Source organism: Caballeronia sp. DA-9 (assembly GCF_051615025.1).
Taxonomy (GTDB): Bacteria; Pseudomonadota; Gammaproteobacteria; order Burkholderiales; family Burkholderiaceae; genus Caballeronia; species Caballeronia sordidicola.
The window spans coordinates 3,601,406-3,617,392 of sequence record NZ_CP195133.1 but is presented as its reverse complement, the minus strand read 5'-3'; the positions used below and the strand labels follow the sequence as shown (position 1 = coordinate 3,617,392).

At 59.7% G+C, this 15,987-nt stretch carries 14 protein-coding genes; 7 read left to right on the top strand and 7 right to left on the bottom strand.

Annotation, left to right across the window (positions count from 1 at the left end; translation table 11 throughout):
* Positions 1–18 precede the first annotated feature (18 nt).
* From ACRWA7_RS32930 to ACRWA7_RS32920, 3 genes are all read right to left on the bottom strand, one after another.
* The gene (locus tag ACRWA7_RS32930) at positions 19–1,713 is read right to left on the bottom strand and encodes an AMP-binding protein (protein ID WP_438396851.1); all 1,695 of its coding nucleotides are present in this window, start codon (positions 1,711–1,713) and stop codon (positions 19–21) included.
* A gap of 33 nt (positions 1,714–1,746) precedes the next feature.
* Positions 1,747–3,450: a thiamine pyrophosphate-binding protein gene (locus tag ACRWA7_RS32925; RefSeq protein ID WP_438394858.1), complete on the bottom strand. Its 1,704-nt coding sequence runs from the start codon at positions 3,448–3,450 to the stop codon at positions 1,747–1,749.
* 122 nt (positions 3,451–3,572) lie between these two features.
* Positions 3,573–4,085 (bottom strand): winged helix DNA-binding protein, encoded by a 513-nt coding sequence (locus ACRWA7_RS32920; protein ID WP_060817621.1) that lies wholly within the window; start codon positions 4,083–4,085, stop codon positions 3,573–3,575.
* Between the two features lie 156 nt (positions 4,086–4,241).
* Here ACRWA7_RS32920 and pxpB point away from each other — a divergent pair, with 156 nt between their 5' ends.
* The 7 genes from pxpB to flhA all read left to right on the top strand — a co-directional run bounded on the left by pxpB (position 4,242) and on the right by flhA (position 12,092).
* On the top strand, positions 4,242–4,895 hold the full coding sequence (pxpB, locus tag ACRWA7_RS32915) for a 5-oxoprolinase subunit PxpB (protein WP_438394857.1): 654 nt from the start codon (positions 4,242–4,244) through the stop codon (positions 4,893–4,895).
* Positions 4,892–5,932: a biotin-dependent carboxyltransferase family protein gene (locus tag ACRWA7_RS32910; RefSeq protein WP_438394856.1), complete on the top strand. Its 1,041-nt coding sequence runs from the start codon at positions 4,892–4,894 to the stop codon at positions 5,930–5,932. Before pxpB ends, ACRWA7_RS32910 begins: the two co-directional genes overlap by 4 nt.
* An 11-nt stretch (positions 5,933–5,943) precedes the next feature.
* On the top strand, positions 5,944–6,696 hold the full coding sequence (gene pxpA, locus ACRWA7_RS32905) for a 5-oxoprolinase subunit PxpA (RefSeq protein ID WP_060817624.1): 753 nt from the start codon (positions 5,944–5,946) through the stop codon (positions 6,694–6,696).
* Positions 6,697–6,858: 162 nt separating this feature from the next.
* On the top strand, positions 6,859–7,578 hold the full coding sequence (locus ACRWA7_RS32900; protein WP_060817625.1) for a DUF969 domain-containing protein: 720 nt from the start codon (positions 6,859–6,861) through the stop codon (positions 7,576–7,578).
* Positions 7,575–8,531 (top strand): DUF979 domain-containing protein, encoded by a 957-nt coding sequence (locus ACRWA7_RS32895; RefSeq protein ID WP_060817626.1) that lies wholly within the window; start codon positions 7,575–7,577, stop codon positions 8,529–8,531. Before ACRWA7_RS32900 ends, ACRWA7_RS32895 begins: the two co-directional genes overlap by 4 nt.
* 241 nt (positions 8,532–8,772) lie before the next feature.
* Positions 8,773–9,999, top strand: a complete 1,227-nt coding sequence (flhB, locus tag ACRWA7_RS32890; protein WP_060817627.1) for a flagellar biosynthesis protein FlhB — start codon at positions 8,773–8,775, stop codon at positions 9,997–9,999.
* Complete coding sequence (gene flhA / locus ACRWA7_RS32885; protein ID WP_060817628.1) at positions 9,996–12,092, top strand: flagellar biosynthesis protein FlhA; 2,097 nt, start codon at positions 9,996–9,998, stop codon at positions 12,090–12,092. The genes flhB and flhA overlap by 4 nt, the downstream gene beginning before the upstream one ends.
* Positions 12,093–12,285: 193 nt before the next feature.
* Here flhA and ACRWA7_RS32880 read toward each other — a convergent pair whose 3' ends face one another.
* From ACRWA7_RS32880 to arcC, 4 genes are all read right to left on the bottom strand, one after another.
* Complete coding sequence (locus tag ACRWA7_RS32880; RefSeq protein ID WP_438393106.1) at positions 12,286–13,356, bottom strand: IS30 family transposase; 1,071 nt, start codon at positions 13,354–13,356, stop codon at positions 12,286–12,288.
* Positions 13,357–13,366: 10 nt separating this feature from the next.
* Positions 13,367–14,527 (bottom strand): cytosine permease, encoded by a 1,161-nt coding sequence (locus ACRWA7_RS32875; protein WP_438394854.1) that lies wholly within the window; start codon positions 14,525–14,527, stop codon positions 13,367–13,369.
* Between the two features lie 30 nt (positions 14,528–14,557).
* The gene (locus tag ACRWA7_RS32870; protein WP_438394853.1) at positions 14,558–14,947 is read right to left on the bottom strand and encodes an allophanate hydrolase-related protein; all 390 of its coding nucleotides are present in this window, start codon (positions 14,945–14,947) and stop codon (positions 14,558–14,560) included.
* 67 nt (positions 14,948–15,014) lie between these two features.
* The gene (arcC, locus tag ACRWA7_RS32865) at positions 15,015–15,974 is read right to left on the bottom strand and encodes a carbamate kinase (protein ID WP_438394852.1); all 960 of its coding nucleotides are present in this window, start codon (positions 15,972–15,974) and stop codon (positions 15,015–15,017) included.
* Positions 15,975–15,987: the final 13 nt, after the last annotated feature.

The following is a 15,987-nucleotide window of genomic DNA, read 5'->3' as shown; positions in this document are numbered from 1 at the left end:
GCGGGGTTTTTTACATGGTCAAACGTTGAAATCCTCCTCCCAATACTCGTTCTCCCGGCGTGCATCGCTGCCTCGTGCTTCTTCAGTTTTCCTGAGTTCCACGCGACGGATCTTCCCCGAGATGGTTTTCGGCAATTCGTAGAATTCGATGCGCCGAATGCGCTTGTAGGCCGCGAGTTTCTGCGCCGCGAATTTCAATATCTCTCCAGCGGTTTCCCTGGTCGGTTCGTAGCCATTGCGTAACGCTACAAACGCCTTCGGCACCGATAACCGCAGCGGATCAGGACTCGGCACCACCGCCGCTTCACCAACCGCCGGATGTTCGATCAGCACGCTTTCCAGTTCGAACGGGCTGATGCGATAGTCTGCGGCCTTGAAGACATCGTCGGCGCGGCCTACGTAGGTGAAATATCCATCGGCGTCGATGGATGCCACGTCGCCCGTGCGGTAATGGCCACCGCGCATTGCGTCTTGCGTTTTCGATGGATCGTCCACGTAGCCGTCCATCAGGCCCAGGGGTTTCGGGTCGAGGATCAGCGCGAGTTCGCCTTCCTGCGCGGGGTTGTCGTCGTGATCGAGCAGCGTGATCCTGTAACCCGGCAACGGCCTTCCCATCGATCCTGCTTTCATCGGCTGGTTAGGCGAGTTGGCGATTTGCGCCGTGGTTTCGGTCTGGCCAAACCCGTCGCGCAACGTGAGGTTCCAGGCTTTCTTCACGCGCTCGATGATCTCCGGATTCAACGGTTCGCCCGCGCCCACGACCTCGCGCAAATGCACCTGATACGCCGATAAATCTTCCTGGATCATCATGCGCCAGACAGTCGGCGGCGCGCAGAGCGTGGTGACCTGGTGCTTGACCAGCGCCTCGAGCGTGGACCTGGCGCTAAAGCGCGGGGTGTTGTGGATGAACACCGTCGCGCCCGCGTTCCACGGCGCGAACACGCAACTCCACGCGTGCTTCGCCCAGCCGGGTGAACTGATGTTGAGATGGACATCGCCGGGTTTCAGGCCGATCCAGTACATGGTCGAGAGATGGCCGACCGGATAGCTTTGATGACTATGCAGAACCAGTTTCGGACGGCTCGTCGTGCCGCTCGTGAAATAAAGCAGCAGCGGATCGGTCGCGAGCGTGCGCCCTTCGGGCTCGAATGACGGGCTTGCGTTGAAGGCATCGGCGAAATTCAGCCAGCCTTCGGGCAATGCTGTGCCTTCAGGAATGGCGACCGCGATGCGGGTCTTGTTTTTATCGATGGCGTCGAACTTCGCCGTTTCACTCGATGCCACGATCACGTGCTTGACTTCGCCGCGCGTCATGCGATCCGCGATGTCGGCCGGCGTCAGCAACATGGTTGCCGGAATGGTGACGGCGCCGAGTTTCATCGCGGCGAGCATGGTTTCCCAGAGCGCGGGCTGGTTTGGCAGCATCAGCAGGATGCGGTCACCGCGCTGCACGCCGTGCTGTCTCAGCCAGTTCGCAAGCTGATTCGATCTCGCCGATAACTCCGCGTACGACAGCTTGATTTCGTCGCCATTGTCCTCCACGATCCACAGCGCCGGGGCAAGGTTGCTGCGCGCGTATTCGTCGAACCAGTCGAGCGCCCAGTTGAACTCGGTCAGTTCCGGCCACGCGAAGTCCTTGTACGCGGTTTCGTAGTCGTCGCGATGACGCAGCAGGAAGTCTCTTGCTTGCAAAAATGCTTGCGATGCCATGATCTTGCGTCTCCGTCAGTTTTGTTTGTCTGCTTGCTATTTTTGCCGCAATTTTTCGCCTTGTTCCCTGATCTGATCGAGTGTCGCGGCCGGCGTGCTCGCATCTTGCGGAATCCTGATTTCGATCACCGATGGCAAGCCGCTTTTTATCGCGCGCTCGAATGCCGGCATGAATTGCGCGGTCGCTTCAACACGCTCGCCGTGCGCGCCGAACGCACGCGCATAGGCTACAAAATCGGGATTCGTCAGCGCGGTTCCATGCACGCGATTCGGATAATGGCGCTCCTGGTGCATGCGGATCGTGCCGTATTGCTGGTTGTTCACCACCACGAATATCACAGCGAGCTGGTATTGCATCGCCGTGGCCAATTCCTGGCTCGACATCATGAAGCAGCCGTCGCCGGCGAAGGCCACGACTACGCGTTCCGGATACAACGACTTCGCCGCGATCGCCGCTGGTACGCCGTAGCCCATTGCGCCGCTGGTGGGCGCCAGTTGCGACCGGTAATGCCGATACGCGTAATGCCTGTGCAGCCAGGTCGCATAATTTCCCGCGCCGTTAGTCACGATGGAATCAGCGGGCAGATGCGCGCTGAGTTGCTCCATGATCTCGCCGAGTTGGACATCGCCGGGCATGGGACGCGGTTTGCGCCATGCGAGATACGCGTCGTGCGCTTCATCGATTGCGCTGCTCCACGCGATGTTTGCCGGCGATTCCAGGGAAGCCAGGGCCGCCGCCATTTCCGGCATGCCCGAGACAATCGGCAGATCAGCGGAGTACACGCGGCCGAGTTCTTCCGCGCCTTGGTGAATGTGGATCAGTGTCTGCCTTGTCTTCGGAATGTCGAGCAGCGTGTAGCCGCCGGTCGTCGATTCGCCCATGCGCGGGCCGAGTATCAGCAGCAGATCAGCGTCGCGAATGCGAGCGGCGAGTGAGGGGTTGATGCCGAGGCCGACATCGCCTGCGTAATTTGGATGGTTGTTGTCGAGCGTGTCCTGAAAGCGGAATGCGCAGCCTACGGGCAGCCGCCATGCCTCCACGAAACGGGCGAAATTGGCTGTCGCTTCCTGCGTCCAGCCGCTGCCGCCTGCAATCACAAACGGTTTCTTCGATACCGCGAGCAGTTCGCGCACGCGCTCGATCTGCGCGGGCGCGGGTGCAGCGGCAACACGCTGATAGCGCGGCGCGGCGGGGACGGCTTCGCAGGGCTCGCTGAGCACGTCTTCGGGCAATGCAAGCACGACGGGGCCGGGTCGGCCGGATGTTGCCGTATGAAATGCGTGGCTGAGATATTCGGGAATGCGTTTGGGGTCATCGATTTGAGCGACCCACTTCGCCATTTGCCCGAACATGCGCCGATAGTCGATTTCCTGGAATGCTTCACGATCCATGTGTTCGCGTGCGCACTGGCCGATTAGCAGGATCATTGGCGTGGAATCCTGGAAGGCCGTATGCACGCCGATAGATGCATGAGTCGCGCCGGGACCGCGGGTGACGAGCGCGATGCCTGGGCGGCCGGTCAGTTTGCCGATGGCTTCGGCCATGTTCGCGGCCGCTGCTTCGTGACGGCAGACGATGGTCTGGATGCGGCTGGTTTCGTCGTGGAGGGAATCGAGGATGGCGAGGAAGCTTTCGCCTGGGACGCAGAAGACGCGTTCGACGCCGTGGGTCAGGAGGGCATCGACGACGAGGCGTGCGCCGGTGGTGAGGGGATTGGAGGAAACGCCAGCAGATGCCATTCGATGAAATCTCCCGGAAGGGCTTGCGCGACGGGGCGTGGATTTTTGTAGCTTACGCTTGGGCGGGGCGCTGGCGCTAGGCCGGGGTTATGCGAGTGGCCCGCCCCGAGTGCGAACGAAACCTATAGTGAGGCGGCAGCCCTCGCCGCTGTGTCATAAAGCCCGGAAGCATTGCGCAGCAACTGTGCTGCTTCGCCGATCTGCTCGTTCGAAAGCCCGCTTTCCTTCAACGCGCTGATCAAGCAACTCTCCCTCACCTCCCGATACTTCCCGCACAACTCCTTCCCCGCCGGCGTTGCCGAAAACAACACCTCCTTGCCGACTTTTTCACTCGCCACATAACCCCGCGCCATCAGCTTCTTCAAGGCATAGCTCGCGACGTGCGTGTCCTCTATATTGAGAACAAAGCAGATATCGGCAATCTTCTTCTTGCGGTCACGATGACTGACATGATGCAGCAGCGATACCTCAACAGCCGTCATGTCCTTCGCCCCCGCCGCCGACATGCATCGCACCATCCATCGGTTGAACGCATTGCCAGCCATGATCAAACCGTACTCGAACTCGGACAATTCCGCGCTGGTTTCGGATACGAGATGCTCAGACGAAACAATCTTGGTCGGATGGCGAGGCATGGCGCTTAACGGAACAATGTGGCGTCGAGTGTAGCGTACCAACCCAAATTTCAATAATTAGCAGACACACTTATTGATAAATTGTTGATAATTTATTGACAATGTACATTCCGATGATCGCATCGAGGCACGACCTCGACTACCGGCAAGGTCAGCATGACATCACCCAAAATTCATCCGCTTGGCGACAGCGCGCTTGTCTGCGAAGCGCCCGCGCCCGCCACGCTTGAATGCCAACGCCGAATGTGGGCGCTCGCCGACGCGGCGCGGCTCTGGCCGCACATCGTGGAGGTGGTGCCGGGCATGAACAACCTGACGCTGGTCTTCGATCCGCTGCAACTGGAGCCAACCGGTCTTGCCCAGCAACTCAAAAACGCCTGGGACGAGGCGCACGAGGCGGATGTCGGGACCACTGAAATTGAAATTCCCGTGCGTTATGGCGGGGCGGACGGACCGGATCTCGCGTCGCTCGCGAAACACCTGAAACTGGGTATCGATGAACTCGTGAAACGGCACACGCAAGCCGACTACATCGTGTTCTTCCTGGGTTTTCAGCCCGGCTTTGCCTATCTCGGCGGTCTGGATCCAACGCTGCACGCGCCGCGTCACGCAAAACCGCGGCTGGAAGTGCCGGCGGGATCGGTGGGAATCGGTGGCGAGCAGACGGGGATTTATCCGGCGGCATCTCCCGGCGGCTGGCAGTTGCTCGGACGCACGGACGTCAAGCTCTTCGATCCGGCCCGCAACCCGCCCACGCTGATGCAGCCAGGCGATCACGTGCGTTTCATCGCGCTGGAGGTGCTCGCATGATCGACGTGATTCGCGCGGGCATGCTGTCTTCAGTGCAGGACCTCGGGCGCCACGGCTACAGGCATCTGGGCGTGAGTTCGGGCGGTGCGCTCGACGCTTTATCGCTGGAAATCGGCAACCGGATCGTGGGTAACCGGCCGGATGCGGCGGGTATCGAATTGACGCTTGGGGCCGCGACCCTGCGCTTCACGCGGGCAACACGCATTGCGATCACTGGCACGGATTTCGGCGCGACGCTCGACGATAAACCCGTCTATTCATGGTGGAGCCTGCCGGTTCAGGCTGGCCAGGAACTGACGCTGCGCGGCGCGAAACACGGCATGCGCGGTTATGTGTGCGTGGCGGGCGGTATCGACGTATTGCCCATGCTGGGGTCGCGCAGTACGGATCTCGGCGCGTGTTTCGGTGGCCTTGGCGGCCGGGCATTGCGCGACGGCGACCGTCTTGCGACCGGCGTGCCGCAATCGCAAAAGAACGGCGCGTTCTCGCCGACGGGCGTCGCATTTGGCGTAAAAGCCCCCGCGTGGTGCAAGTTCGTGTACGTCGAAGAGCCGTTGCGGCGCGGCAAACATACGCCTGGCAACGCATGGTCGCTGCCGGTCCGGGTTTTGCGTGGCCCCGAATACGAGACCTTTACGAGCACGGCGCAGCGGGATTTCTGGAACGAGGAATGGACCATCACGCCGAACAGTAACCGCATGGGTTTCCGGCTTGCCGGGACGGTGCTGGAACGTACCGATAAAGCCGATCTCCTGTCGCACGCGGTGCTTCCCGGCACGATCCAGGTCCCGCCGAACGGCCAGCCCATCGTGCTCATGGGAGACGCCCAGACGACCGGCGGGTACCCGAAGATCGGATCGGTGATCCGGGCGGATTTGTGGAAACTCGCGCAGGCGCGGTTGAACGGCGGTGTGCGCTTTATCGAAACCACGATGGAAGCCGCGCGCCACGCGCTGGCCGAAGAGCGCATGTACGTGAAACAGGTCGAAGCGGCGATCGCGATGCACGCTGAGCGGCTCGACGGTAAATCAACCTGAAAGGAACGACCATGGAAATCGATCTGAACGCCGATCTCGGCGAAGGCTGTGGCTCCGACGAAGCGCTGCTCGATCTGGTGAGTTCGGCGAATATTGCGTGTGGCTGGCATGCGGGCGGAGCCGTGGCTATGCGCGATTGCGTGCGCTGGGCGGTCGCGAAAGGCGTGGCGATAGGCGCGCATCCAAGTTTCAACGATCCCGAAAATTTCGGGCGCAAGGAAATGGACATTCCGGCGTCGGATATTTATGCGGGCGTGTTGTATCAGCTTGGCGCGCTGGCCGCGATCGCAAAGGCCGAAGGCGGCAAGGTCGCGCACGTGAAGCCGCACGGTGCGCTCTACAACCAGGCCGCGAAGAATCCGGAAATTGCGGAAGCAATTGTCTCTGCAGTCCACGATTTCGATCCATCGTTGCTCGTGTTCGGCCTGGCGAACAGCGATCTCGTCGATGCCACCCGCAAGGCGAACATGGCGGCTATCGAAGAAGTCTTTGCGGACCGTGGATACCGGGCGGACGGGTCGCTTGTTCCGCGCAAGGATCCGGGCGCGCTGCTGGACGACGAAGACGCCGTGCTCGCGCGCACGCTGGCGATGGCAACGGAGCGGCGCGTGCAGGCGGTCAGCGGCGAATGGGTGCCTATCAACGCGCAAACCGTCTGTCTTCACGGCGATGGCGCCCATGCGCTTGCCTTCGCCAAGCGGATTCGCGGCGCGCTGGAAACGGCGGGAATTGCGGTTCGCGCCGCGCATGCGGTTGCTGCGTGAGCTGAACGCGGCGCCTCTAGATTGATTGAACGCCTCGGGTCAACACGAGGCGTTTTAGCAAGCGGCCATAGAACCGCTTTTCGTCAAGCCGATGGAACGGACGGCTCAAAGCAAGCGGTCTGTCCAGCGGCGGAAGGTAATTTACCGAGCACTGGAGATCTTATGGGAACCGCTGTCAACCTATGGCCGCTGATTGGAGTGGCCGTCATCATCGTGGGATTTATCCTGCGCTTCAATCCAATGCTGATCGTGGCCGCCGCCGCCATTATCACGGGACTGGCGGCGCATTTCCCGATCGATCGTATTCTTACTGCCATCGGCGCGGGGTTTCTCAAGACGCGCAATATCCCGCTGATCATTTTGCTGCCGCTTGCCGTGATTGGTTTGCTCGAACGGCACGGCCTGCGTGAACGCGCGCAAATCTGGATTTCGGGCATCAAGGCAGCGACGGTCGGGCGTCTTCTGATTGTGTATCTGCTGATTCGCGAATTGACGGCGGCCGTTGGCCTGACCGGCCTTGGCGGTCATCCGCAGATGGTGAGACCGCTCCTCGCGCCCATGGCCGAAGGTGCGGCCGAAGCCCGTTACGGCAAGATCTCCGATGAAACCCGCTACACGCTGCGCGCGTATTCCGCGGCAACGGACAACGTCGGCTTGTTCTTTGGCGAAGACATTTTCGTGGCGTTCGGGGCAATCGTGCTGATGACCACTTTCCTGCGCGAAGCGGGCATTGTGGTTGAACCGTTGCACGTTGCCGTTTGGGGTATTCCGACCGCCATCTGCGCATTCCTGATCCATGGTTTCCGGCTGTGGCTGCTTGATCGGCGGCTCACTCGCGAACTTGGCGCGCTGACCAAGAACGTTCGCGGAGAAACGGCATGACGCTCACGATCAACTATCTGTTCTATTTGCTCGGCATTGTGCTGGTGATCGTTGCGGGCATGATTTACGTCGATAAAACCCATCCGCGCCGCCTCACCGCTGGCACGTTCTGGCTCGTCTACGCACTGATTTTCCTGATTGGCGACTGGCTGCCGGTGAATGTTGTGGGCGTGCTGGTCGTAGCCATGGCGCTGATCGCCGGTTTCGGCGGTGTGACGGCCGCAAAGCCCAAGATGCTCTCCGATGAAACCCGCCGCAAGACCGCCATTCGTCTTGGCAACAAGCTGTTTGTGCCAGCGCTGACCATTCCAGTGGTGACCGTGGTGCTGACGCTGGCGGCGAGCCATTTGGTGTTTGGCGGCACGCCGCTGCTCGATCCGAAGAACGTCACGCTGATTGGTTTTGGGGTTGGCTGTATCGTCGCGCTGGCTGTGGCTTGCGTGATGACGCGTGACACCGTTGGGCAATCGATGAAGGAAACGCGCCGGCTGGTCGATGCGCTTTCGTGGGCAGCGGTGTTGCCGCAGATGCTCGGCATGCTTGGGCTGGTGTTCTCGGACGCGGGCGTGGGCAAGGCGGTCGCGCATGTGACGACGGCGTATGTGAATCTGGATTATCGGTTGGTCGCGGTGGCCGTTTATTGCGTCGGGATGGCGCTTTTTACGATGGTCATGGGGAATGGCTTTGCGGCTTTTCCGGTGATGACCGGCGGGGTGGGTGTGCCGATTCTGGTTGGGGTGTTCCATGGCAATCCCGCGACGATGGTCGCTATTGGGATGTTTTGCGGGTATTGCGGAACGCTGATGACGCCGATGGCCGCGAATTTTAATATGGTGCCGGCAGCGTTGCTCGAATTGCCAGATAAAAATGCAGTAATTAAGGTTCAAGTGCCAACGGCAATGTCGTTGTTGGTTGTTAATGTGTTTTTGTTGAATTGGTTGATGTTTATTTGAGAAATTTTCGATGCGGGCGAATCTTGGGCGGGGGCCTGCTTTTTAGGGCAAAGCCCTAAAAAGCATGACTTCAACCCCAACCCTTCCCCCGCCCAAGCGCCAGCGCCCGTTAAACCCCGAATAACCCCCCTTTCCCCTCCCTGATCACCCAATACCCACTGGCGCCTTTTCGCAATAATCGCTGCACTGGATCAGAACGTCAGGTCTTCATCGAAGACCGGCTGGACCGGAGCGCACCGACGTGGCAGAAGAAAGCGACCTCGAAAAGACTGAATCCGCCACTCCCAAGCGCCTGGAAAAGGCGCGGGAGGAGGGTCAGGTCGCGCGCTCGCGGGAATTGGCGTCGTTCGCGTTGCTATCGGCGGGATTTTTTGGCATCTGGGGCATGTCCGGACCCATCAGCCAACACCTGCAATCCATCCTGCGCGGCGCATTCACGTTCAACCACAACACCGTACTCGATACAAACCAGATGCTGATCGGCGCAGCAGCCGCCGGCAAGGAAGGTTTCTTCGCCTTGTTCCCCGTGCTCGCGCTGACCGCGCTCGCCGCCGTCACCGCGCCCATGGCGCTCGGCGGGTGGCTGCTCACCACCAAACCGCTCGCACCGAATTTTGGGCGGCTCAATCCCGTCAGCGGCCTCGCCAAGATCTTTTCCGCGCAAGGTCCAATCGCGCTTGGCATGTCGATCCTGAAGACGTTGGTCGTCGGCGGATTGGCCGGCTGGGCGATCTGGCACAGGAAGGAGGAAGTGCTCAGCCTCGTGACAAAGCCGCTGAATCTTGCCCTCGCCGACGCCATGCATCTGATCGTGGTGTGCTGCGGCATGGCGATCGCGGGCTTGTTTCTGGTCGCCGCGCTCGATGTGCCCTACCAGCTCTGGACGCACGCGAAAAAGCTGCGCATGAGCAAGGAGGAAGTGAAGCGCGAACATCGTGAAAGCGACGGCGATCCGCACGTGAAGGGCCGCATCCGCGCTCAACAGCGTGCGGCCGCACGCCGCCGGATGATGACCGCAATTCCGACAGCGGACGTGATCGTCACGAACCCGACGCATTTTGCCGTCGCACTCAAATATGCCGATGGTGAAATGCGCGCGCCCAAAGTGGTCGCGAAGGGCGTGAACCTCGTGGCTGCACGCATCCGCGAACTCGGGCGCGAACACAACGTGCCGCTGCTCGAAGCGCCACCGCTCGCGCGTGCGCTGTATCACAACGTCGAGATCAATCGCGAGATTCCGGGCGCGCTTTACGGCGCGGTCGCGCAGGTGCTGGCGTGGGTCTATCAGTTGCGCAAATTCAAGGAAGACGGCGGGGCGTGGCCGGAGGAACCGGACAACCTCGACGTCCCACCGGAACTCGATAAAGGCAGCGTCCCCGAATCCGAAGCCGATCAGGAAGCCGCTGAAGCCCTGGCTAAAGACGCCGATAAAAACGAAACAGAAAAAGGAAAAGGAAGCAAAGCATGAACGCGCGCGCCGGATTTTTCTCGAAGCGCCCCGAGGCGTTGGGACCACAGAACCTGAGAGCGCTGGCCGGACCTGTGCTGATCTGCATGATCCTCGGCATGATGATCCTGCCGTTGCCGGCGTTCCTGCTCGACCTGCTGTTCACCTTCAATATCGCGCTTTCCGTGATGGTGCTGCTCGTCAGCATGTACACGCAAAAGCCGCTGGATTTCGCGGCATTCCCCGCCGTGCTGCTGTTTTCCACGTTGCTGCGTTTGTCGCTGAACGTGGCGTCCACGCGGATTGTCCTGCTCGAAGGCCACACCGGACCCGATGCCGCCGGCCAGGTGATCGAATCGTTCGGCCACTTCCTCGTGGGCGGGAATTTCGCGGTCGGTATTGTGGTGTTCGTGATCCTGATGATCATCAACTTCATGGTGATCACGAAGGGCGCCGGACGGATTGCGGAAGTCGGCGCGCGCTTCACGCTCGATGCAATGCCGGGCAAGCAGATGGCTATCGATGCCGACCTGAACGCGGGCCTCATCAACGAAGATCAGGCGAGAAAACGCCGCGTGCAGGTGGCGCAGGAAGCCGAGTTCTACGGATCGATGGACGGCGCGAGCAAGTTCGTGCGCGGCGACGCGATCGCGGGTTTGCTGATCATGGTGATCAACATCGTGGGCGGATTGATTGTCGGGATGTTGCAGCACGACATGGACTTCGCGCACGCGGCCACGAACTACACGTTGCTGACCATTGGCGATGGACTTGTCGCGCAGATTCCATCGCTGATTATTTCGACGGCCGCCGGCGTGATCGTGTCGCGCGTGGCGACGGAGGAAGACATTGGCACGCAGTTGACCGGGCAGTTGTTCAACAACCCGCGTGTGTTGATGATTACGGGCGTGATCATCGGTGTCATGGGGCTCATCCCGGGCATGCCGCACTTTGCATTCTTGCTGCTCGGCGGCGGTCTGGTCTATGCCGCGCGCACCATGAACCAGCGCGCGCAGGCGAAGAAGAAAGCGGCGGCCGTGACCGACATCGTGGCGCCAGCAAGCGCGCCGCTCGAGAACAGCGAGGCAAGCTGGGACGACGTCGCGATGATCGATCCGCTTGGGCTTGAAGTGGGGTATCGGCTGATTCCGCTCGTGGATCGCAATACCGATGGCGAATTGCTGAAGCGCATCAAGGGCATTCGCAAGAAATTCGCGCAGGAAATCGGCTTCCTGCCGCCGGTGATTCATATTCGCGACAACCTGGAGTTGCGGCCGAATGGTTATCGGATAGCGTTGAAGGGTGTGGAAGTGGGCGTGGGCGAAGCGTTTCCGGGACAATGGCTTGCAATCAATCCGGGCCAGGTCACGGCAACCTTGCCGGGCAGTCCGACGCAAGATCCGGCGTTCGGTTTGCCGGCGGTCTGGATCGATACAAACTTGCGCGAGCAGGCGCAGGTATACGGCTATACGGTCGTCGATGCGAGTACGGTTGTCGCCACGCACTTGAACCATCTGGTCGTGACGCATGCGGCTGAATTGCTGGGGCGTCAGGAAGTTCAGTCGTTGCTGGAGCGCGTTGGCAAGGACACGCCTACGTTGATTGAAGATCTCGTGCCGAAGACCATGGCGTTGACCACGCTGCAAAAGGTGCTGCAGAACTTGCTGGAAGAAGGCGTGCCTATCCGCGATATGCGCACGATTGTGGATGCGCTTCAGGAGCATGCCCCCAAGATTTCCGATGCACACGATCTGACTGCGGCCGTGCGTCTGGCGCTTGGGCGCGCGATCACGCAGCAGTGGTATCCGGGCAGTGGCGAGTTGCAGGTGATGGGACTGGACCCGGCGCTTGAGCGGGTGTTGTCGCAGGCTTTATCGACGGGGGCTAATCCGGGGCTTGAGCCTGGATTGGCGCAGACGCTGCTAAATTCGACGCAGAACGCGATCATGCGGCAGCAGAATATTGGCTTGCCGCCCGTGTTGCTTGTGCAGCATTCGCTAAGGGCGATGCTCGCCAGGTTTTTGCGCAGGAGCCTGCCGCAGTTAAAGGTTTTGTCTTATGCGGAAGTGCCCGATACTCGGGGGATTAAGGTGGTGAATTTGATTGGAGGGTGAGGGGAGGTTTTTGGTGGCACCAGCGGTTAGGTGTGGGGAGCCCTAAAAAAGCACGCCCCCCGCCCGGTTCCCATCAAGCCATAACAGTCCGTTTAAAAAACCTGCTAAAAACCGCATAACAGGCGCAGTCGACCAAGATCGAATCAATCGAAGGAATACTCGTAAAGGTAAACACATCCTTCACCGGGCGCTTTCACACTCCAAGTGCAACAGCGGGGTCAATGACAATGCCGTGCTTGGCGCAGTTTTCAATAAAGACCTCACCAGGCGTGCGCCACTGGAGCGTCTTTCGAGGGCGGGTGTTCATGTTCAGCGCGATCGCATCGAGTTGTCGCTGCGAGAATACCGATAGATCGGTCGCCTTGGGTAGAAACTGGCGAAGCAGCCCATTGATGTTTTCACAGATGCCGCGTTGCCACGGACTGTGTGGATCGCAGAAGTAGATCTTGATGCCCGTCGCCTCAGCCAGCTTTTTGTGTAACGCCATTTCTTTGCCCTGGTCGTAGGTCAGGGTTTGACGCAGTCCCTGATCGAGCGGCGCGAACGCGGCACTGTAGGCTTCCAGCGCTGCCTGCGCCGTACTGCCATCGATCTTGACCAGCATCACAAACAACGTGCTGCGATCCACCAGCGTACCCACTGCCGAACGGTTAGCCAGGCCTTTGATCAGATCTCCTTCCCAGTGACCCGGGATGAGCCGGTCGTTGGCTTCGGGAGGGCGTACGTGAATACTGAGCATGTCGGAGAGCTTGCCGCGCCGGTCCTGTCCTCGCGTGCGCGGCCTGCGTGCGCCACGTCCCTGTCGCAACAGGCTGACGAGTTCCCGGCGCAACTCGCCTCGGGGCGCGGCGTAAATGGCTCGGTAAATGGTTTCATGCGAAGCGTTCAAAGCAGGCTCATCAGGGTGGGCAAGTTTGAGTGCGGCTGAGATCTGCTCGGGTGAGTGACACTTTTGCAGATACTGCCGCACTTCGGGCCACAACGCGCCGTCAACGTGCAGTTTGCGCTCGTAACGCGGTTTGCGGCGAAGCCGTCCCGCGCGTCGACCAGCACGGATCGCGCAGTAAGCGCCCGCGATCGCAGGCCGTCCTCTGTCGCCGCGCTCTTCATCGGACTTCCAGCCATTGCGCTTGAGTTCGCGGCTGATCGTACTTGGCGAACGTCGGAGCGCACGCGCGATCGCGCGCGTGCTTTCGTTGGCAAGTTTCATGGCAAATATTGAGCCACGCTCCTCAGCACTGAGTTGTTCATAGCTTTGTCCCATGCAACATATCCTATTTCAAAGGTGTTGCACTTGTACCTTGAAAACGCCCCGTCATAAATCCAACAAGTGATCCAATAATCCAGGCAACGAATGTGAGCACCTTAACCTGCGATTCGGCCACGAGCACCTTCGCGTCATACCCCCCTCGCCGATAAAGCAAAAAATCCGCAATATAAATCCCGGCAACGGGTGGCGTAGCAATCCCCAGAAACAACAGAAAGGGGATAAACCATCCCATGATGTCCATGCTTCCTACAATCATGGCGAGAATTCCTAACGCAACGGTAATCTGCCATTTCGGAAAACGCGTGAACAGCGTCGATACCACCAGCGTGCCCTGAAACATATTGCCGGCATTGCCCGTCACGGTTGCAAATATCAGGAGCAACGCGGCCGGCAAAACCGCGCCAAACACGGCCATGGAACCAAGCAGTGAATTCTGTCCCGTCATTCCGCTCGGCGTAGCGCCCGCCCAATACAACAACGGATAAGCAATCAGAAACGTCAGCGCGGCACCAATCACCGCGTGCTTGCGGTCATGCACGAAGCTGCCAAAATCCGGCAACGTGGCAACCAGCACGATAATCGTGCCAACAACTGTCGACGCAGCCACACCAGTATTCATCTCTGCGAGACGCGCGGGTATCTCCACCTGCCCGTGCAGCGCGACATAAAGGCAATATGCAAGCATCAATGCAATAACAGGGATTGCGAACAGCGCGACCTTGCCCAGCAACTCGAATCCAAACGCAGTCGCGGACACGAAGATCACGCAACCTATTGCGACCAGAATGGGAACCGGCACATTCAGCCCGTGCTGCGCCAAGAGGTCATGCACCGAATGCCCGAACATATTGGCAGTGACGGCAATCCATCCAAACAGGCTGATCGCAAGAAGGACGTTGATCGCGATCGCGCCTTTTTCGCCAAACGGATACTTCACGATCCCGTAAGTCGGCAATCGCGCTTTCTCTCCCACACAAATGGTGATGATCGACAAGATGGTCAAAATGATGCTGCCAATGATCACCACCTTGACCAACGCCGAACTGGACAGTTGACTCCCAAGACTCGACGACGAAAGCAGAACCGGCGTAATCGCAATGCCAAGCAGAATCATGGCAATGCGATACCCGGGCGCGGTATTCAAACGTTCGCTAGTTTCGCGCATACAAATAGTCCTTACAGTGTTCTCGTGCTTTTACGCGGAATAAAAATGGCCCGTGTAGGCGCGCCAGCTTCCGTGTGGGGTGATTTCTTTCTGGTTTTCCACGAGCCACGGTTCAGCAAGTACGCCGAGTACCTGCGTGCCATCGCGCAACGTGACTTTCCCAATGGATAACCCCAACGGCTCGCTCAACAAAAGTCCCGCGAGCGAGACCGGCGGCAACGCCCAGATTTCAAGCGCGACCGATGTCCCGCCTTCTGCAACGCGAATCATCCCCGGATGCCGGTCGCCGATACTCCACAGCCGATAGTGCGCATCGGTTTGATCTTCCCGAACGAAGACGCCCTGCGCGGCGATCATGTTCGGATTCAAATCGAGGCCTCGCATGAGCGTGCCGTTCACGGCGAGCAAAGTGGTTTCCATAATCGTCATGCCTCTATGTTTTGTTTAAAAATCTGGATTGCTAAATATTCAATGCGCGAATAAAAAATTATTGAGTGATCCATGTGCCGGTTTTCTGATCGAGCGCGCGACGAATCGCTTCAGGGCTCGTAATCAGGCCTTTGCCGTTTCCGCCATTAGCCCGGCTGTGCGCGACAAAGCGCATGATCGCTTCGATTTTCGGCAGCATGCTGCCCGCGGCGAAATGGTTTTGGTCGATCAGCGTTTGCGCTTCCACGAGGCTTAGTGTGTCGAGCCAGCGTTGGTCCGGCTTGCCGAAGTTGACCGCAACTTGCTCCACGCCCGTGGGAATCAACAGCAGATCCGCGCCAAGCTGCTCGGCAAGTAGCGCGGAAGCCAGGTCTTTGTCGATAACCGCTTCCACACCCGATATCTGCCGATGCTCGTCCACCACAACCGGAATGCCCCCGCCGCCGCACGCAATCACAATGCACCCTTCCTTGAGCAACCTGGCGATCACCTCGCGCTCCATGATCTCGAGCGGCTGCGGAGAAGCCACGGTGCGGCGCCAGCCACGCCCGGCGTCTTCCATCAGCGTCCAGCCGAGTTCCTGTTGACGCTTGCGCGCGGTGGCTTCATCGAAGAACGCGCCTATTGGCTTGGCCGGATCGCGGAACGCCGGATCGTCGCGGCTCACGCGCGTTTGCGTAACGACAGTCACCACGCGCCGGTCGATTCCTCGGCGGCTCAACTCGTTGCTCAACGCCTTCTGGAACATATAGCCGATAGCGCCCTGCGTATCGCCCACAGCGTAGTCCAGCGGAACCGGACGGACTTCGTCTGCGGCAAGCTCGGAACGCCGCAAGATGAAACCGACCTGTGGCCCGTTGCCGTGTGTGAGCACCAGGTCCCAGCCGGCCTCGATCATCTCTGCAATGTGTCCCGCGCTCTCGATCACGGCTTCGTATTGATCAGGAATACTATTGTGTTCGTCGTCGCGAATCAGCGCATTTCCGCCGACCGCAACTATTGCCAGAGGCTTCGTCATGATGCGTACCCGT